Annotated in this window: 18 protein-coding genes; 6 read left to right on the top strand and 12 right to left on the bottom strand. The window is 42.6% G+C overall.

Annotated features, from left to right (window positions below; genetic code table 11):
• Positions 1-71: 71 nt before the first annotated feature.
• The 4 genes from ACIQXV_RS01735 to ACIQXV_RS01720 all read right to left on the bottom strand — a co-directional run bounded on the left by ACIQXV_RS01735 (position 72) and on the right by ACIQXV_RS01720 (position 3,218).
• On the bottom strand, positions 72-1,010 hold the full coding sequence (locus tag ACIQXV_RS01735; RefSeq protein ID WP_402955097.1) for a sugar-binding transcriptional regulator: 939 nt from the start codon (positions 1,008-1,010) through the stop codon (positions 72-74).
• A 197-nt stretch (positions 1,011-1,207) separates the two neighbouring features.
• Positions 1,208-2,227, bottom strand: a complete 1,020-nt coding sequence (gene srlE / locus ACIQXV_RS01730) for a PTS glucitol/sorbitol transporter subunit IIB (protein WP_402955094.1) — start codon at positions 2,225-2,227, stop codon at positions 1,208-1,210.
• Between the two features lie 26 nt (positions 2,228-2,253).
• On the bottom strand, positions 2,254-2,775 hold the full coding sequence (gene srlA / locus ACIQXV_RS01725) for a PTS glucitol/sorbitol transporter subunit IIC (RefSeq protein WP_402955092.1): 522 nt from the start codon (positions 2,773-2,775) through the stop codon (positions 2,254-2,256).
• Between the two features lie 17 nt (positions 2,776-2,792).
• A complete protein-coding gene (locus ACIQXV_RS01720) occupies positions 2,793-3,218 on the bottom strand; it encodes a transcriptional regulator GutM (protein WP_402955089.1) in 426 nt (141 codons plus the stop codon).
• A 416-nt stretch (positions 3,219-3,634) separates the two neighbouring features.
• Between ACIQXV_RS01720 and ACIQXV_RS01715 the strand changes: the two genes are divergently transcribed.
• Complete coding sequence (locus ACIQXV_RS01715; protein ID WP_402955087.1) at positions 3,635-4,426, top strand: HAD family hydrolase; 792 nt, start codon at positions 3,635-3,637, stop codon at positions 4,424-4,426.
• 72 nt (positions 4,427-4,498) lie between these two features.
• Here ACIQXV_RS01715 and ACIQXV_RS01710 read toward each other — a convergent pair whose 3' ends face one another.
• Genes ACIQXV_RS01710 through ACIQXV_RS01690 form a run of 5 tightly spaced genes read right to left on the bottom strand, consistent with a single transcriptional unit; the run spans position 4,499 to position 9,434 of the window.
• On the bottom strand, positions 4,499-4,783 hold the full coding sequence (locus ACIQXV_RS01710; protein WP_402955084.1) for a PTS sugar transporter subunit IIB: 285 nt from the start codon (positions 4,781-4,783) through the stop codon (positions 4,499-4,501).
• A gap of 6 nt (positions 4,784-4,789) precedes the next feature.
• Positions 4,790-5,458, bottom strand: coding sequence for an L-ribulose-5-phosphate 4-epimerase (locus ACIQXV_RS01705; RefSeq protein ID WP_402955081.1), 669 nt, complete (start codon positions 5,456-5,458; stop codon positions 4,790-4,792).
• Between the two features lie 58 nt (positions 5,459-5,516).
• Entirely contained in the window at positions 5,517-6,875 is a 1,359-nt protein-coding gene (locus ACIQXV_RS01700) for a PTS galactitol transporter subunit IIC (RefSeq protein ID WP_402955078.1), read from the bottom strand.
• 41 nt (positions 6,876-6,916) lie between these two features.
• Positions 6,917-7,372 carry a PTS sugar transporter subunit IIA gene (locus tag ACIQXV_RS01695; protein ID WP_402955075.1) on the bottom strand — a complete coding sequence of 152 codons (456 nt, stop codon included), beginning with the start codon at positions 7,370-7,372 and terminating at the stop codon, positions 6,917-6,919.
• 19 nt (positions 7,373-7,391) lie between these two features.
• On the bottom strand, positions 7,392-9,434 hold the full coding sequence (locus ACIQXV_RS01690; protein ID WP_402955072.1) for a BglG family transcription antiterminator: 2,043 nt from the start codon (positions 9,432-9,434) through the stop codon (positions 7,392-7,394).
• Between the two features lie 305 nt (positions 9,435-9,739).
• On the opposite strand from ACIQXV_RS01690, the gene ACIQXV_RS01685 reads away from it, so the two are divergent.
• Both ACIQXV_RS01685 and ACIQXV_RS01680 read left to right on the top strand, forming a co-directional pair.
• Positions 9,740-9,898 (top strand): HAD hydrolase family protein, encoded by a 159-nt coding sequence (locus ACIQXV_RS01685; protein ID WP_402955069.1) that lies wholly within the window; start codon positions 9,740-9,742, stop codon positions 9,896-9,898.
• Positions 9,899-9,909: 11 nt separating this feature from the next.
• Positions 9,910-10,059 carry an HAD hydrolase family protein gene (locus ACIQXV_RS01680; RefSeq protein ID WP_402955067.1) on the top strand — a complete coding sequence of 50 codons (150 nt, stop codon included), beginning with the start codon at positions 9,910-9,912 and terminating at the stop codon, positions 10,057-10,059.
• Between the two features lie 48 nt (positions 10,060-10,107).
• Here ACIQXV_RS01680 and galE read toward each other — a convergent pair whose 3' ends face one another.
• Together galE and ACIQXV_RS01670 are read right to left on the bottom strand one after the other, a co-directional pair.
• A complete protein-coding gene (galE, locus tag ACIQXV_RS01675) occupies positions 10,108-11,079 on the bottom strand; it encodes a UDP-glucose 4-epimerase GalE (RefSeq protein WP_402955064.1) in 972 nt (323 codons plus the stop codon).
• Positions 11,080-11,220: 141 nt separating this feature from the next.
• On the bottom strand, positions 11,221-13,053 hold the full coding sequence (locus ACIQXV_RS01670) for an N-acetylmuramoyl-L-alanine amidase family protein (RefSeq protein ID WP_402955061.1): 1,833 nt from the start codon (positions 13,051-13,053) through the stop codon (positions 11,221-11,223).
• Between the two features lie 183 nt (positions 13,054-13,236).
• On the opposite strand from ACIQXV_RS01670, the gene ACIQXV_RS01665 reads away from it, so the two are divergent.
• The 3 genes from ACIQXV_RS01665 to ACIQXV_RS01655 all read left to right on the top strand — a co-directional run bounded on the left by ACIQXV_RS01665 (position 13,237) and on the right by ACIQXV_RS01655 (position 18,449).
• Entirely contained in the window at positions 13,237-14,598 is a 1,362-nt protein-coding gene (locus ACIQXV_RS01665; protein ID WP_402955058.1) for an N-acetylmuramoyl-L-alanine amidase, read from the top strand.
• A gap of 325 nt (positions 14,599-14,923) precedes the next feature.
• Positions 14,924-16,225 carry an NCS2 family permease gene (locus ACIQXV_RS01660; RefSeq protein WP_402955055.1) on the top strand — a complete coding sequence of 434 codons (1,302 nt, stop codon included), beginning with the start codon at positions 14,924-14,926 and terminating at the stop codon, positions 16,223-16,225.
• A gap of 373 nt (positions 16,226-16,598) precedes the next feature.
• Entirely contained in the window at positions 16,599-18,449 is a 1,851-nt protein-coding gene (locus ACIQXV_RS01655; protein ID WP_402955052.1) for a SpoIID/LytB domain-containing protein, read from the top strand.
• 55 nt (positions 18,450-18,504) lie between these two features.
• On the opposite strand, the gene ACIQXV_RS01650 is transcribed toward ACIQXV_RS01655, so the two are convergent.
• On the bottom strand, positions 18,505-19,776 hold the full coding sequence (locus ACIQXV_RS01650) for an MFS transporter (protein WP_402955049.1): 1,272 nt from the start codon (positions 19,774-19,776) through the stop codon (positions 18,505-18,507).
• Between the last annotated feature and the right edge of the window lie 90 nt (positions 19,777-19,866).

Genomic DNA, 19,866 nt, shown 5'->3' with positions numbered 1-19,866 from the left:
TATTTCTTGTATGAAATCAATCATAAAAAAACTGCACCCAGAGTGAGCCCGTGTGCAGCTTTCTTTTCTCTTCATTCCACCAGCGCATTTGCCGTCACTTCATCTGTAATAAGAACATGAACTAAATTTCCTTCAAGCGCTGCTTTAATTGCCTCTACTTTTTCTAATCCGGCGGCTACACCGATCACAAGCGGGATCTGCTTTAATTTTTCAAGTCCAAGAGCAATTACCCGTTGATTCCACGAATTTGCCGCAGGCTTGCCAAATTTATTGATAAAATTATAGCAAATATCTCCAACAATTTCAGTATCCTCCACAATCGCTTGATAATCTGAGCCTAGGTAGGATTTAACCATAGTAGAATGCTCAGGTCTTCCGCCTATCCCAACCACGGCAATATTCGACGTCTCAGCCATGTCAAACGTACTTTTAATAGAAGGCTGCCTCATTAGGATTTCCTTGGCTTCCTTCGTATCAACCATAACAGGGAGATGAAGCAATTCACATCGAGCCTGAAACACTGCCCCCACTTTCGCGACAATCGAATTGGAGTGGATATCTACTTGTTCGTTTCCAACTCCCCCTACCAACGGAACAATCGTGACTGACGGAAACAATTGCGGGGAATTCATTGCCTTAGCCACTTCGTTTAATGTCGTCCCCGAGGAGAAACCAATAATTTGCCCGTCTTTCACGACCCTTTGTAAAAATTCACTTGCTGCTTCACCTAATTGTTTCTTGGATGAATCCTGCCCCACACTTTCAATGCAAACAACTTCGCGTAGGTTATAAAGCCGCTCCACTTTCCGCTCTAATTGATTAAATTGATGGAGGCCCTCATCATGAATGGTGATTTCAACAATTCCTGCCTCCCTTGCTTTCGACAAATATTTCGACACAAGCGAACGGCTGACACCAATGACATCTGCAATCTCTGATTGTGTAGCACCTTCGTTATAATACATTTGGGCAACCTTTACTAATATTCTTCTATTGTCTAAAATAACCACCGAACAAACCTCTTCCTTACAAAAATTAATGATAAAATGAACACTGGATGTTTCCACACTATAAGTATAGCTTCCATTAGCTTTACAAACGATGGAAAATCAGATGTATTTCTGAATATTAGGTGAACCCACAAAAAGGAAAACCATGCCAAAACAACTGCAAAAGCATCTGTAGGCATAGTTTTATTTTTCAAATATTAATACATTCCAAAACTTGCAAAATAAGCAATAACAACTGCTAGGACACCTGTAATTAAACGGCTATATAATACTGCAGGAACACCATATCTTACCGTTTCCGGTTTAGCTTCCCCTAGGGATAAACCAACTGGAATAAAGTCACAGCCCACCTGACCGTTAATCGCAAATAATGCTGGCAAAGCGTACTGCGGCGGAATATGGCCCAATGCAATCTGGCTTCCGATTAAGACTCCGATAACCTGCGCGATAACCGCACCTGGCCCAAGTACTGGAGATAGGAATGGCAGTGTACAAACGATAACGATGACTATAAGTCCCCATAAAGAACCAGCAAGTGGTGATAGCGAATTCGCAATTACATCACCAATTCCAGTATAGTTAATAATCCCCATCAACATACTGACAAATGCCATAAATGGAATAATATTTTTAAGTAACATTTCAACAGTATCACGACCTGCTTGATAAAACGTTCCTGTTACATTCCCAATTCCTTTGGAAAATTTCAAAAGGAAATTCTCCTTTTGATGTTCAGCATGCTCTTTTTTCAGCTGTTGATAGCTCTCCTTGAATTTCTCTTTATCTTTTGTGTTAAATTTAGGTTCATCTTCAACAACCTCTTGCGCTCCAGCTGCTTGTGTATGTCCCTCTGCCAAGGCAATATCTTTAACCGTTACACCCGAAACAAAAATGTCCTCGGTGATATACTTTGACAGCGGACCTGAAGGTGAGGAGGGAAGAACATCTACCGTTGGAATCCGCTTCATTGGATAGACACCAATTCTCGCCGTGCCGCCACAGTCAATGACCACGCACATCATTTCTTCTTCCGGATAGGAACCTTTAAACCCATCCACTGCTTCCGCACCAGTTAATTCTGCAATCCTTCTTGCTACCGGATGAATCCCGCCTCCGGTAATAGACACAACTTTGTTCTTTTTACCATTTGGCTCTATATAAAGGCCCACGCCCCAACCGCCTGAACCTTTTGATACAAATACACCATGTTTAGACATGTAGAATCTCTCCCTTCTATCGTGATTTACGCTTCTATTTTTTTAGATAAATATTTTGTGATTAACTCGGTAACAACCCCGCGGATGAAGATAATAACAATACCTACTAAAAAGTAACGAACGGCAAGGTCTGCAATCGGTAGTCCTAATTCCTTGATTCCATTGGCAATACCTAAATAGACAAATAGTTCACCGGCATTTGCATAGGGGAATAATCCTGTAACCGGATGAACAAAGGAAACGGCAGAATCATAGAATGCCGGCTTTTGTTTCTCAGGTAAGAAACGTCCAAATGTATAGGCCATTGGGTTGGTTAACATTAAGACAGATAGAATTGGCATCAGCGTATAGCGTAACAAGGTATATTTTGCAGCGAACTGAATCGCTCTACTCACTCTTTCCTCACCAATGAACTTCATAACAGCATACGTAAATGTTAAAAGAACGACCAATGTTGGGACAATTCCTGTAAATAATCCCATAAATGTTTCTCCACCGGCATTAAACATCCCGATGAAATGTTCACCCAACCATTTTATCCATTCCATTACTTTGTTGCCCTCCTTTAACTTTCCATTGAAATTTTACTTTTTGAAATCGTTAATAACGCATTTTCGCCTGCTTGTAATAGTGCTTTTTTAAATGCAGGAATCTTGTTTTTCTTATTTTTCACGGTGCTGTCGCTGACATCGCTCACGATTTCCCCAACATGCTGACCATTATAGGATAGAATCGGTTTGAATTTCGTAAAAACCGACATGCCCTTTAACATGTGGCATTCGTGAACGATATAGTCTTGATCGACAATAAGAACGGCTATTGCCCCCGGACGGAATTTCCCTCTTTGCATCCCGGAGAACATAAAATAACCATCTTCCCCCTTATAATCGCGGACAATTTTATCAATATTTTTCTTATAAGACCTGATTTGAATGAGTGAAAGTGCATATTGTACAACGAGAATGGCACAAAGAATAATAGCAAATTGCATAATTTTCCTCCTATACCCTTATGCGGCATGATTAACTATCGATTACACCCCTTCCCCTTCTAATAGAAGCGTTTTTATTTTCAAATAAAACGCTTACAAACGTGCAGAAAAAAATAGATTTAAATCATCGCCTATAACATTTGTTACGCATCATAACTTAAAAACATTTATTTCACATTTGTTATAATGCATTACATTTGTTATATATTTAGAATAATAAAAACTATTAGGACTGTCAATCATCTTTCGAAATATTTTTATAGAACACGAGTTGGCTTACCTTTTTGATGCGGATCCATCATCCTATTAACATAATAAATTTGTATTATTCGGAATTTTGGGGTTATATAGTAATATCAAGACCATTTTAAAGGTAGAGCATTGGGACATTTTTTAGAAGCAAGGAGTGTTTGCAGATGAAGTATAGAGCCTTATTTCTCGATATTGACGGAACGATCATTAGACCCGACGATACAATTGAACAGTCGACCAAAAAAGCCATTTTGGACGTTAAGAATCAGGGGATTGAGGTTATTTTAACAACGGGAAGACCGCTTCATGAATTAACAGAGCTGGCTGAGGAATTAAATGTCGAATCCTCCATCGGGTATAACGGTGCCGCAGCCATCATCCGAGGACACAGCTGCTTTAAAAAGCCCATCGATCCAGATGGGGTTGAACAAGTGCTGGCGATTGCGGCTCGGCATCAACATGAAATCGCCTTACATACAGGAACGGCCAACTATCTTACCGATTTGAATTCGCCTGCCGCCAAACAGTTTGTGACCAAATTCGACTATCGAAGAAATGAACCCATCAGCAGTATTCAAGGGGAAATCGAGGATGTACTGGCCATGACCTTCATTAATATGAGGCCTGCGGATGTCCATATGTATGGGGAGGTTGACCGCCTTGTTTTATCCCAGGCCAATGTGGAGGGAATGCAGCATTGCTATGATGTGTTTCGTGATAATGTGAATAAAGGCACTGGAGTAAGTCAGGTCTTAGAGCATTTAAACATTCCAAAAGAAAAGGCAATTGCCTTCGGCGATGGGTTGAATGATAAGGAAATGCTGCTTAGTGTCGGCGAAAGCTTCGCTATGGGGAATGCCCATCCCGACCTTTTTGCCTATGCAAAAAACAGAACAACCGATGTGATGGATGCCGGCCTATACAATGGCTTGAAAATGATTGGTTTAGTAAATTAATAAAAGCACAAGTGCGCTTGTGCTGGACAATGACAAAAAACAGCCTGCCACGATAGGCAGGCTGTTCTACTATTAGGCTAGAATTTGTGTTTTAATTTTTTCAAACATCACGTCTTTTCCAATGCCGGTTAACAACGGTACACCATCAATAACCTTACTCTTGATATTATCCGGTACCAATGTCGTGGAAACGATTATATCATAATCATCAATGCGGCTTAACTCTTCACTGATTTTTGATTGATATAATTTTACTTTGTTTTCTAGGCCATTTTCCGCTAACCATGTTTTCACTTTCCCTGTCACGATTGTTGAGGTTGCGATTCCAGTTCCACACATAATCAATAATTTTTTCATTTTTCATCATCCTTTTATCGTATTTTGGTTTGTTTGTCCATAGGACGTTTTATAAAAATGGTTGCAAGAGGCAATGACCTCTTTACTTAGCGGCATTAGATCAGGCTCATGCAATGTTGCATAATGAGCATATTCTGCTGTTTCCTCTAAAATGACAGCCGCCTTCAATGCATGTTCGATATCTTTTCCAACCGTGAACACCCCATGGCTTCGGAGCAATACGGCAGATGAATCGCCAATATGGTCAACAATTTGTTTTCCCACCTCTTCCTCACCAATGGCCGCAAAGTCAGAGCACGGAACACAATCCTTAAAGATGTTCGCCGCAGTTGTCGTGTAGGAAGGGATATCCAGACCCCTAATCGCAAAGCTGGTTGCGAACGGTGAATGAGTATGAACAATACTATGAATATCATCCCGATGGTTGTATACATATAAATGGCTGGCCGTGTCCACGGATGGCTTTAACTTGCCTTCGATTACCCTGCCATCCAAATCAACGATGACCATATCCTCGGGTTTTAACGCATCAAAGTGAACGCCGCTTGGTTTAATAATCACTCGATTACTCTTACGGTCTCGAAAACTAACATTTCCGCTTGTCCATTTGACTAAATTTAAATCTTTCAGTGCTTTATTTGCTTCACAGACTAATTGTTTGAAGTCCTCTAACATCGGATTCACCACCTTCTTTTACTGTTAAACTTGGTTGTTGATTTGCGCTCCACCTTTTTTATAAGCTGGCGCTTTGATCTTTACCGAGCTTTGCGTCACGTTTCGGTTTAATTTTGTTTAGGTAGAATAATCCTCCAAAGGCGATTAGACCAATGATGGTGATACCTGCCCAGTTGAGTACCTTTGCCAAGCCGACAAAGATGAATGTAGTCCATACAGCTCCATCAACGAGAGCTGAAATGCTTGTATTTCCAGCCATATCAAACTTGGCCGCTAAGGCTGAATCCGTGATTAACGGTGCCGCCCATGAAGCAATTAACAAACCAACGGCCATATAAATGGTTCCGGCAACAACAGTACGGATGATGTTTCCTCTGAACACTGGTGTCATTAAGCAGACTAAGAACGGAATAGTGGCTAAGTCACCAAATGGTAATACCTTATTCCCTGGCAAAATAACGGCTAAGAACAATGTAATTGGCACAATGATTAGGGATGCGGAAAGAACGGCCGGGTGACCAACGGACAAGGCACTATCCATCCCGATATATAAATCACGGCCAGGCATGCGCTTTCTGACAAAATCACTTGCTGCTTCTGAAATTGGCGAAAGCCCTTCCATTAATAGCGATACCATACGCGGCATTAACATCATAACGGCTCCGGTTTGGACGGCAAGCTGCATGATCTCCGTCACATTGTATCCAGCGAGGATCCCGATGACGATACCAATTAACACACCCATAACAGTAGAATCACCGAAGATTCCGATTCTTTTTTGGATGGATTCTGGGTCAGCTTCTAATTTGTTAAAGCCTGGTATTCTATCAAACACCCAGTTTAATGGTTTTGCCACTAAATAGGATGGCGCAGATGCACCGTGCGGGAAGGTGATATTTGAGAATCCGTAAAATTTGCTAATATCTTTGGCAATCAAGTCTCCAAGGAAGAAAATCACGACTAAGTGAATCGCAATCGTATATAAGCCAAGAGCAAAGTTTCCGGTTAACGCATAGACAAGGGATCCAGTGAAGGCACAGTGCCAGTAATCCCAAATGTCAACATCAAGTGTCTTTGTTAGACCTGTAATCAGTAAGACGACGTTGATCCCAATGCCTAATGGAATGGCTAAGCTGCCTAACGCCGTACCGTAGGAGATGGCGGCTGCGGCCGGCCAGCCGACATCGATTGTACCTAGATGGAAGCCAAAGTTATCTACCATCGCCTTTGCTGCAGGCCCTAAGCTATTCGTTAACAAACCAATGACGAGGTTCAAACCGACGAAACCAATCCCAACGGTTAACCCGGCTTTAAAGGCCTTCCCTGGTTTTGTCCCTAAAATAATGCCGAAGATAAACAATAGAATGGGCAGCATAACGCTTGCACCAAGATCAACAAACCATTGTAACACTGACATTGTAAAGTCCCCCTTTTATCATTTTTTCCGAGCACGGTTCGCTATTCAAGCCCAACCCTGCTTAACAGCCTCTCCAACTGATCCTGATTTTTACATGCTGCAAATTCCGTTAGTAATGCTTGATCTTGGAAAATTTCCATTAACCGTTGCAGCGTGGTCAGCTGGTCTTCCGCTTTTTTTAAGGCAAGCATGAAGATTAAGGAAACATCCACCTCTTCATTGCCATTGCCCATCATTTGGAACTTGACGGGATTTTTTAACGACGCGAAGGCAATTTGCGGCGTAAAAACCTTATCGGCATCTGTATGTGGAATGGCCACCCCATATGGTTCTACAGCTAGTCCTGTTGGAAATGTTTCTTCTCGTTTTAAAATTCCTTCTTCAAACGATGCAGACACTAGGTCAGCTGCCTGTAAAGATTCAGCCATTTGGCGTAATGCATCCTTTCGATCGGTTGCTTCTAAGTCAAAAAAGGTTATTTTTTTATCGAAAAACATGGTAGTTCCCCCTAACAATTCAACAGCCATTAATGATAAACCAGGCATCTAAACTATCGTTTACGTCTAGCAGCTCGGAGATTTTTTCTTCATCCTCAGCAAGTTCAACTAATTGTGATAGTGCCTTTAAATGACGGTTTTGATTAAAAATAGCGAGTGGTGTAACAATGAATACCTTATGACCGTTTGCAAATTCAACCGGATTTTTTAGAACAAGCATGGCAAACGCATCAGCCATGACACCTTTTTCAGGAGCCGCATGCGGAATCGCCATCTTTTTTCCTAAAAAACTATAAATCTGCTGATGATCATTTTCTTCAATTAACGTTGTCACATAGGACGGCTTGATGATATTGTTTTTGACAAGCGGTTCACATGCGATGGTAATGGCTTCCTGCCAAGTTTCCACCTGATCTCTAAGTTGAATAAAATCGCTTGGTAAAAATTGCTTCAATCCGTAGGTGACGTTTTTAACCTCTTTCGGCTCATTCTTCTGTCCTTCTTGAAACAGCTTCGACAAAGAGGTTAGTAATGCCATTTCATCTGTGACTATGGCATTCTCTTTTATGGTCGCTATCAACCTGCTAATGTTAATGGTTGCATAGCTTTCCTTGTCGATGGTGTTAATCACTTGTCTCCGTAAGGATTCTTTTTCGCTTAAGGTCATTAATGGATTGATCAAATACATCGGCTTCTCCGACTGAACCGGGATTGTGCTGAAGACAATTTCATAATCGAGCTGATAGTCTTGGAATTGCCGTAACGAAAGGCTTTCAGCAAAATAAAATTCCGGGAATATTTCCTTTAGCGTCTGCTGCATGATTTTTGAAATGGTCAGCCCATTTGTACAGACAACTAAAGCTCGTTTCTTTTTATTCAGCTCTTCACCCTGTTTAATCAGCTGCCCGGCAAGAAACATCGTGATAAAGGCAATTTCACCGGGTGGGAATTCCTCGCCAATTAGGTCTTCAAGTGGTTCAATGGAGGCGGCGACAATTTCATGCAGGTCCATGTACTCTTCAATCATCTTGGCTGAAAATTGGTTTTTTAGGGTTAAATGATATTTGATTCGGTAATAGGCTGGACGCATATGGAGCAGTAATTTGCCCAAAATGTCCTCTTTGTCGACAATGAAGAGGCAGGTTTTTTTTTCAAAAAGCTCAATCATTTGGCCAATGGCTGTTTTTAAATCATGAATGCGTTCATTTGTCAGAATATCAGCTGAGCGAACATTGGAAGTAAGCAGCTGCAGTGTCAGCCAGATTCTTTCAGGAATCGGTACTTCCATGTCCTCTTTTAGGAGCTGCTTGGAGGCTGCATATTCTTCCGTATCTGCCAATTCGTCCAATCCAATATAAAAGTCGGCGCCCATCAGGTGGCCTTGTTCGATTCTGATAAAGATTAGTTCAATCATATACGGCAAACTTTCATAGCTTTCATCTGTTAAGTGAATGTTTAATGATTCCTCGATTGACCTTACTTTTTCCTGCGTTGTGGAAATATCTAGGTGTAAAAATTTCTCGAAATATTTATGGCCGTTAAAAAAGTTTAAAACAGATTTCACGACGACGATTAACAGTTTCCTGATTTGGAACTCGTCGCCAGTTATGTCATATCCCCCAGATCGGGTATAAACAATGGATAGGGAGTATTTTTTAATAAATTCTGCTGCTTCCTTCATATCACTAATCCCGGTATTTTTACTTACGTCTAAGATATCAATAATATGGAAAAGGGAAATGTCTTCTCTTTTACCTAATAAGTATAAAATAATTAAAAGTGCTCTTTCTTTTTCAGTTGGTAAATATTCTTCAAGATTGCCAGAATGTGAAGTTCCATCTGAAAAGTGGACAAATATCTTTTTATCGATAATAAAATTCCCGTTTCTACTTTTTGTAATCGGAACTAAATTTTTCGTTTGCAGCCACTGATTAATTTTTTCAAGCGAATAGGCGACCTGTCTTCTGCTTAGGTTAAATTTATCTTCTAGTTCCTTATTTTTTACTTGCGGAGTTCTAATCAATTCATGTAATAAATTGACACTTCGATCATCAAGGAACATCACTACAACCTCCTTCTAGTTTAATTGTATTTGAAATGTTATGAAATTTGAAACCGTTTTCAGTCCAACTTTTTACCTGTTCCAGACCACTTTTGTGTGCAAGTTTGTACTTTAAACTTTTTTACTTTTATCTTTTTACATTTGTTCCTAGTTATAACATTTGTAATAACAGTAATACTAAACGCAGTGTTATTTCAATACTTTTTAGACTTTATATTCAACAAAACATCATCCATGATCCGCACTTTTATAAAGACAGAGACATTCTTCAATCATTGCTGTTTTATAATCCGGAGGAGTAGGCAATGTATGAGGAGAGGTTTAAAAAATTTGAATTTATCAGATGGCATGAGCGCTCCGTGGATGTATTACCTTCAGGTGGATCGAAGGCAAAGGGAATCCAAGCATTCATCGACCACTTAAACATCCCGGCGGATCAAGTCTACGCCTTTGGTACGGGTTGAATGATATCGAAATGCTTTCGTTCGTGGAAAACAGTGTAGCAATGGGTAACGTCGTGGATCAAGTGAAAGAAGTGGCAAAATACGTAACCAACCATGTCAACGAGGATGGAATTTTGCGAGGCTTAGAATTAGTTGGATTATTGGAAAAGGAAGCTGTGTAAAAAAAATGCGTATCCCCGCTAGGAGATGCGCATTTTTTTGTAAAAGGATTAATAGGTTTGTTTCTGATGCCATTCCCAGGCATCGGCAATAATTTTTTCTAAATTCCGCTCTGCTTTCCAGCCGAGTTCAGTGAAAATCTTATTCGAGGATGCAACAAGTCTTGCCGGGTCACCTGCGCGGCGGTCGGCCATTTCCACGTTCGCCTCCACACCGGTAACTTTTTCACATGTTTCAATGACTTCCTTAACAGAATAGCCAAGACCGTTGCCAAGATTATAAGTCTCAGCCGATTTCTTCCCTGAAAGCAAAGCCTCGAGTGCGAGGATATGGGCATTCGCTAAATCCGTCACATGAATGTAATCGCGGATACACGTACCGTCCGGCGTATTATAATCTGTCCCAAAGACAGCGATCTTTTCACGCTGGCCCAACAGTTGCTGCAGGACAATAGGAATTAAATGGGTTTCCGGATCATGACTCTCGCCAATCGCCGCTGATGCATGGGCACCCGCCGCATTAAAGTAACGCAGCACCACATAGTTCAAACCGTAGGATTTTGAAAAATCAGCCAGAATCTGCTCCACCATTAGTTTCGAACGGCCATATGGGTTAATCGGTGTCGTGGCACTTGTTTCATCAATAAGCTCAACATCAGGAATTCCATATGTAGCGGCAGTAGAAGAGAAAATAAAGTTTTTCACCTTAAATTTCATCATGACCTGTAACAGTGTTAAAGTGGATGCCACATTGTTTTGATAATATTTCAACGGGTCAACAACAGACTCCCCGACCAAACTATAAGCAGCAAAGTGCATAACAGCTTTGATTGGATAACTTCTAAAGACCATAAGGAGATCATCCACATTGCCAAGGTCACCTTTTACAAAGATAGCCCTGCTATCAACAGCATCACGATGTCCAGTCGACAGGTTATCGAGTACAACGACTTCTTCTTTTTCAACTAATTCCTTTACAAGATGGCTGCCAATATAGCCAGCTCCGCCAACAACGAGAATCATATTCATTTCCCCTTAGCTAGAATTTCATTCACTTTTTTCATTATACCATTTTTCTGAAAAAACAGCATGTCATCGGTATCTGCCAATAATCCCCTAAAATGAAACTAAAAACCGCAGGCAACCGAGGTCACCTGCGTTCATTTATTTTTGCCAAATTCCTTGTTTATCGAAATAATATCTCTTACCATTAATGGTGTGCCAGCCAACGGCATTCTGACCGGAGGCAAGGTAGTAACGCCACATCTGACCTTGGCCAAATTGAATCCACTCGTTAGCCGCCATTGACCCATCCGCTTTAAAATAATACGTAATCCCGCCAATGGTTTTCAGGTTTGTCACCATGACTCCGCTAGATTCGAGGTAATACCATTTTCCGCCGAGTAATTTCCAGCCCGTCTGCATCGCGCCATTTTGATCAAAATAGAACCAGACCTTTTGATTCGGTGAATTTTGCTGCTGATAGGCGATTTGTTTCCAGCCTGCCGCCATGACACCTTTAGTGTCAAAGTAATACCAGACCTTCCCCTCTTGGAACCATCCGGTCACCGCATTGCCAGAAACAGGCTTGAAATAATACCATTTCCCTCCTGCTAGCTTCCAGCCCGTTTCCATTTCACCATTCTTGTTCAGATAGTAGGTGGCATATCCAATTTCGGTGATTCCCGTCAACATCCGGCCATCCCGGATGAAATACCATTTCCCTTTATAGAGCTTCCAGCCGCTGACGGCTTCCCCTTTTTCACCAAAGAAGTACCAATCATTACCGAGAAGCACCCAGCCGTTATGGGCAATCCCCTCTTCATCAAAATAATACTGTTTCCCCTTTTCCTGGTACCAGCCGGTCACCATAGCCCCGTCTTCGTCAAAGGCATACCAGTCGCCATCAATCCATTGTATTCCTGTTAACATGTGCCCTTTTTCATTAAAATAATAGAAATCTTCGTACCAATCATCATAAACCCAACCGGTGGCCATGATCCCATCTTCATTAAAGTAGTACTCATGCCCTTCATAGTCTAACCAGCCGCTATACCTTCTGCCGAATTCATCAAGATAATACTGGAAACCTTGATCTTGAAACCAGCCTTTGACCTTTTCACCTGTTACCGGATTGAAATAATACCAATCGGTGTTGATCTTTACCCAGCCATTTAGATGCATGACTTCAAACTCAATCTGGCTGAAATCCCTGCTGGTTGCCTTGTCGTAAAATAACTGATTGTAGTAGATAATCGTGTTGCCGGTTTTCTTATCGGTAAGCCTGATCCGATCTACCTTCCATATGCCCTTTTGGTCATTTGGAGCAATCCTGAACTCAAAGCTTGTACCGGACATCTGGAAATCCCGCCAAAAATCCTTTTGTTGATCCCCTAAAGGCGACCGAAAGAAGACCTGAATCGTGTTCGTACTATCTTCATGAAGCCCCTTAGCGGAAAAAGAATAAGTCAGTAAATCACCGGTTTGTCCTTGTTTTTTATCTATGCTAATTGATGTAAGCTCCGGCTGATACCCTGCCGGATCGACAAAAAAATCCCCGCCGCTAAGGTCGGCTGTATTATTAGCATCCGGATAGAGAGCTTGATTATATAAAATATAATCATTAACGTGAAAGTAGTATCGAATCATACTGACCTTCAAGTTTCCCTTGGCAAAGGCCTCGGTTAGATTGATTTTCGCATGCCAGCGGGTTGGATTCGCAGGATCCTTCATCAAATCTACGTCATGATTCATATAACTTTCATAATCAGCACCTTTGAAAGACACGACGAGACGTTCAAGCGGACCGCTTGGTGAGTCGGCATCCATCGATAACTCAACCGTATCGCCTACCATCGCTTCTTTTTTGTCAAGCGTAATGTTCTGAACGGTAATCGTTGGAATCCCTGCAGCCGCAGTGTGATCTGGCAGAGAATGGAGCAGCAGCGCCATCCCGAAAAGAACAATAAATAACCTAATTGAAAAGTATTGTTTCAACCTTAAATCCTCCTAATTTTTTTAAAAAATGGAAATATCCCTAAAAGACTATCATACTATTTCCCTATAAAAATATAAATAAAAACTAGTAATCCTTGCATGGAATTTTCTTAGACGGGAAGTCCGGAACGGCACCCAAACAGAATACAGCTTTTCCCATATCATATAATGTAGAAATATAAAATGGAGAAGGAGGAGTTCAGTTTGAAACTTTATTTAGATCCCGGTCACGGCGGCACAGATCCCGGTGCCCAGGGCAATGGCTTAAACGAAAAGGATGTTACCTTAAATATTGCGCTAAAAATACGCGACATCTTAACCAATAGCTATGAAAGTGTGGACATTAAAATGAGCCGGACCACCGATGTCAGCAAGAGCTTAAGCGAGCGGACAACTGAGGCAAACAGCTGGGGCGCAGATTATTATTTGGCTATTCACATCAACGCCGCTTCCGGTTCTGCCCAAGGATATGAGGACTATATTTATAGTAGCTTGTCGGACTCTTCCACCACAGCCAAATACCAAAGTACCATTCACGAAGAGGTAATAAAGCTGAATCAGCTGAAAGACCGCGGCCGGAAAAAGGCGAATTTCCACGTGTTACGAGAGTCAACAATGCCGGCTTTTTTATCAGAAAACGGTTTTATCGACAATTCCCATGATGCCGCCTTAATGAAACAATCGTCTTGGCGTCAGGACGTGGCTCAAGGTCATGCAAACGGCATTGCCATCGCCTTTAATCTAAAAAGAAAAACCAACAATCCGCCGGAGCCGCCGGAGCCATCAAACCCGGTTACCGGTACACTATACAAGGTGATCGCCGGGTCCTTCCAATCACGAGAAAATGCTGATGAGCGCGTGGCTTTTTTAGAGGCAAATGGTATTGACGCGTTTGTGAAACCGACAACCATTGCGGGGAAAAACTGGTATCGTGTACAGGCTGGGGCCAATTCTAACCGTGAAAATGCTGAAAAACGGTTAGCCGAGGTAAAAGCGGCTGGGATTACCGATGCCTTCCTTGTTGCTGAAAATGGCGTGACGACTTTGGAAAGTGCTGACCGCAATTCGATCATGGGCCCGACACAGCTATCGGCGGGACAAATGAATTCTTTTGTGAAAGGGATCAATCCTGATGCCATGGAGCTGGGCAGCCTTTATCAGACACTTGGTGAGTACTATGGCATCAGGGGTGATATCACCTTTGCCCAGGCCATGCATGAAACAAACTATCTTCGCTTTACCGGAGTCGTACAGCCGGAGCAAAACAACTTTGCCGGGATAGGCGCAACCGGGGGTGCTACTCGGGGGGCAAGCTTCGCAACGCCAAAAGACGGAGTCCTTGCGCACCTGCAGCATTTATACGCCTACGCGAGTACTGAGCCATTACCAGATCAGTACCCATTAGTGGACCCGCGTTTTCAATTAGTAGAAAGAGGCTCCGCCCCGAATTGGACCGATTTAAATGGAAAATGGGCCGTGTCGGGTGAAACCTACGGGCAATCGGTGCTGGATTTATATGAAAGAATGGTGGATTCGAGTAATTAAATATGAAGGCTTTTTTCAAAAAGATTGTTGCTTATATTGATTCGCTGATATATTTTAAAATTCGCTGATATATGGGCTGGATTCGCTGATAAAATGAAAAATTCGCTGATATATTCCCTAAAACCGCTGATAACTGTCTTCATGAAAGGTTCATGAGGACAAAAATCGAGTGCAGGAAGACAAAACTGTCACATCGACCTTTTAATAACAAGCGTAAAAAATACCAATATGGGGCAAAATAATATTTACTATTGTAATTTCACCTAAAAGCGAATAATATATTAAAGTCATTAAAAAACGTTCGTGTTTTGGAGGAACCCTACCAATGTTTAAACTCAAAGAAAATCATACAAATACAAGGACGGAAATGATGGCGGGAATCACTACATTTTTTACTATGGTGTATATCGTCGTGGTGAATCCCGTCATTCTTGCCGATGCCGGCGTTCCATTCGAACAAGTCTTTTCGGCAACCATCATCGCCGCTTTGGTCGGCACACTGTGGATGGGGCTTTTCGCCAATTATCCAATCGCCATTGCGCCCGGGATGGGGCTGAACGCCTACTTTGCCTATTCTGTCGTCGGCGGCCACCAAGGGATTAGCTACCAAACCGCCTTCGCCGCCGTCTTCATTGCCGGTATTATTTTTGTCATTTTATCGTTAACACCATTTAGGGAAAAATTAATCGAGGCCATCCCGGAAAACCTCAAGCACGGAATTACTGCGGGAATTGGGTTATTTATTGCCTTTATCGGCCTTCGTCAAACAAAAATCATCACTGCACACCCATCCAATCTTGTCGGGCTGGGCGACCTGCATTCCCCAGAAGCGATTTTAGCGATAGTTGGGCTTGCCGTCACATTAATCTTGATGGCGCTGCGGATTAATGGTGCATTATTTTTCGGAATGATCGTTACGGGGCTAATCGCCTTCTTTACCGGCCAGCTTTCTTTTGCTAAAGGGATTATGGCGCTGCCTTCCCTTCCAGAGGGGCTGATTGTAGCGAATCCAATCACAGCACTAACGGACGTGGTGCAGCACAGCCTATATGCCGTTGTATTTTCCTTTATTTTAGTCACCATTTTTGACACGACCGGCACCATGATTGGGGTCGCGAATCAGGCAGGATTAATGAAGGGAGACAAATTGCCGCGCGCCCGCCAGGCATTGCTTTCAGACTCCCTTGGGACAGCGGTCGGCGCTATGTTTGGGACAAGCCCGACAACGGCCTTTATTGAATCGACCTCCGGCGTCGCAGCAGGAGGCCGGACTGGCTTAACCTCGGTGACGGTTGCTGTTCTCTTTATGGTGTCAGCGTTCTTTGGCCCTCTCGTTAGCGCAGTGTCCGGGATTGCTGCCATTACGGCACCTGCGTTGATCATTGTCGGAAGCCTGATGATGGGCAGTATCGCGAAAATCCGCTGGAACGAACTTGATGAAGCCTTTCCGGCATTCTTAACCGTTCTCAGTATGCCGCTGACCTCAAGCATTGCAACGGGAATCGCACTTGGATTTATCAGCTATCCGCTGCTAAAAATCACAAAAGGTAAATGGCGTGAAATCCACCCACTCCTCTACGTGTTCGCGGTATTGTTCTTTATTCAACTCGCTTTTCTACAGCATTAATTTCACAAAAACCGGGCAAAAGATGTTTTGCTCGGTTTTTTTATTATCGTTTCGGTTTTTTACCTCTTTTCATTAACTATTGTAGCCCGTTTTTTTCCTAAACGGTAAATGAAACGGGTTTTCATTTATCTCCGGGGCTCATTTTTTCCTTCTTTGGTACTTACAATTTTAATAAACGCAGAAATCCCCTGACAGGGGATTTTTTTGTCGAGAAAGGTAAACTATTAATCTTTAAAAATAGCTTTTTCTACAAAAATCGAGTAAATTACTGTATTCTATAATAGTACCAATTTTTCAAAAAATAGGGTTGTAGATTCCAAAATCCACTTTGTTTCATCACAATTCAACATTATTCGGGAGGTGCCTGTCACAAATGAAAAAATTAGTAACCTTGTTTGCTGTTGCGATCATGCTGTTCGGGATGATGCCGGGCCACAAGGAAGCGGCTGCATCAGAACCACAAATACCAGTTAAGCTAGTAAACTATTTAGGTAACCAGTCTTCTATTTCATTAAAAATAACGGGAAGCTACTATTTAACTGGGACCTCAATTCTATTAATCAATAACAAGACGTACACGATTAAGGTAGAAAGTCAAAAGCTAAGCCTGTATGACGGCAGTACGAAACTGGCTTCTGGTGATAATCTAACCATCACACCTGTTAATGACAGCGACCGTGCCGCTATTAACAACCGTGATTACATGGGAAGCATTAAATTTGTCGTGGATGGTTCCTTTGTACGTCCAACAAATACACTCAATATGGAGGATTACCTGAAATCAGTTGTTCCATCAGAAATGATTGCCTCCACCTGGTCGAAGGAAGCGCTCAAGGCTCAGGCTGTTGCCGCACGTTCGTATGCGCTATATTGGGTAAATAAAAAACCGGATAAAATTGACGATACGACTAGTTTCCAGGCATTCGGAGGAGCGGGCAATTTTCACCCTAATTCGACAGCAGCAGTTGAGAAAACTGCGGGAGAGGTTTTAACCTATGAAAACAGTGTGATTGAAGGAATCTATTCCGCTTCAAATGGTGGGATGACGGAGAGTAATTCCAACGAATTCGGTGGGTCCCAGCTTCCCTACTTCCCAATTCAAAAAGATGAGTATGATACGGATACGGCAGTGGAATGGAATTATACGATTCATAAACAGCAAATCGATACAACCGCCCTAGATCTTAGTCATCCTGACAGCTGGTGGGATAAAACAAAAGAAACAGATCAAGCCATTACTGATAAAATCAAATCGTGGCTGTATAAGGATGGGTATAGTAATAAACAAATTAAGATTGTTTCGGTTCCGAGGTTTTCTTTCTATGATACAACGGAAAGCGGCCGTATCATAAGGGGAAGTATTTCGTTCAGTTTCTTCGTAAAAGATACTGTCGATTCAACCGGAAAGCTTTCGCTTCAAACGAAGGAAGTATCCGGAATTGCCGATGTTGTCCGCGATATCATCGGCAGAAGCACGATGCCAAGCACATTAATTTCTGACATGAAAGAAACCGATGATGCATTTACTGTTTCCGGTGCCGGAAACGGCCATGGTGTGGGCATGAGTCAGCATGGCGCCAACAATCGCGGCAATGCGGGCAAGTTCTATAATGAGATCTTAGGATTTTACTACCCTCAAACGGCCATTCAAAAACAATATGAGCCAGCACAGAAAAACAACATGACCACTGGCTGGATCACGCAAGGGACTAATCGCTATTACCTTGACAGCAAAGGCAATGCCACAAGAGGCTGGCTGGATGCTGGCGGCAAGTGGTATTACTTCTATCAAAATGGCATCATGACCACTGGCTGGGTACAGGACGGAGCTGTCTGGTACTTCATGGACCCTAGTGGTGTGATGAAAACAGGGTGGATCAAGGACGGAGCGACTTGGTATTACCTTGCTTCCAGCGGAGCGATGAAAACTGGCTGGTTGAAAGACGGTGCCACTTGGTATTACCTCGCTTCCAGTGGCGCGATGAAAACCGGATGGGTCAAGGATGGTGCCTCTTGGTACTACATGGATCCCTCTGGCGCGATGAAAACCGGATGGCTGAAAGAAGGCACTTCGTGGTACTACCTTGATGGCGGCGGTGTGATGAAAACTGGCTGGGTGGCAGTTAGCGGCAGCTGGTATTACTTCTATTCCAATGGCATCATGGCTGCGAATACCAGCATCGGAGGATACAGACTCGGTTCGAGCGGGGCATGGATTAAATAAATAGGATGGAAAAGGGTCAGCTTCCCATTTCGGAAGCTGACCTTTTTTTACCTATTTAAACCCTTACTTCACTTGCCTGTTTTGATTCCTGCAGCTGTTCCTTGATCAAGATTCCGCCGATTAGGCCAATCACCGCAAACAGAACGGGAATAATGAACCCGTAGCGATAGCCAACACTTGAAGGGGCAGTGTGAAAATGGTCTAGTACCTTGCCAAAAATACTTGGCAGTAGGACGGCACTCAAAAAACCGCCTGTATTGGCAAACCCTGAGACGACCCCAACCTCTTTCATATCAAAGGACTTCCGTACAACGGCAAAGGTTAACGCGCTGGCGCCATTTCCATAACCCATGATTAAAAAGATGATCACGAGCATAAAGTATGGCGGCTTCCCACTAAAGAAAAGAAACGTTATCCAGCTGAAAAAGACAAACAGATGCACGATTAAATAGGGGCGTTTAATCGAATCCAAGCGGCTTGATATCCAGCTTGTCAGCGGGGCGCCAATTATTGCCCCAAAAAGACCAACCATAATAAGCTGACTGGCATCCGACCGGGTCATGCCATACACATGCATCCCATAGGGAACGGCCCATGAACCAATAAATCCCACATATGTACCGACAAGACCGAAATGACATAAGAATGTCGCCCATGCCTGGCGATTGGAAAAAATACGCCTTAAAATCACAAGTGTTTTTTCCCGCTTTTTCTTCTGTTTACTTGGTGCAGCAGAATCATTTTGAAAAAGTTGTTTCGGTTTCCTTTCGAGCACATAATAGAGAAGAATTCCGCACAGACATAGCACAATCCCTGTTGTAAAAAATGGGAGCCGCCAGCCTTTGTTGGCAATCCATGCGGAAAAAGGAACGGTCGCGAGCAAGAAACCAAAACTCCCTGCTACTCCCGCAAAGCCAAGTAAGCCAACAAATTCCCTCACCTTAAACCACTTGCTTAAAATAATCACCAAATTGACCCAAATGGCGGCATCCCCCGCACCCACCAATAACCGGGCAAGAAAGAGCACCATTTCATTTGGGGCAACGCTATAAATGAGTGTACCTACCCCATTTAGCAGTGCGCCAACAATCAAAAATAGATTGGGGCCGTAACGGTCGGACAAAATTCCAATCGGGACTTGTAGTCCTGAATAGGCCAAAAATTGTATGCTCGTTAGTAATCCGATGGTCGAGGCAGTGAGGCTGAAATCCTTCATCAATTGATCTGAAATTAATCCCGGTGCTGTTCTTTGACTCACAATCAAAAAATACGCAAACAAAACCGTGGCAAAAACAACCCATCTATACCTGCTATTTTGTTTTTCCAATGTTCTCTACTCCTGTTAGCTGTAATTATCCTATTATAACCTAAATTACTTTAAATGGATTTCAATTTAACTCAGCTCTACGCTACAGTC

Origin of the sequence: Neobacillus sp. NPDC097160, from assembly GCF_044762155.1 — a bacterium.
Taxonomy (GTDB): Bacteria; Bacillota; Bacilli; order Bacillales; family Cytobacillaceae; genus Neobacillus.
The sequence above is the reverse complement of the archived record's forward strand: the minus strand, read 5'-3'. Positions and strand labels throughout refer to the sequence as shown.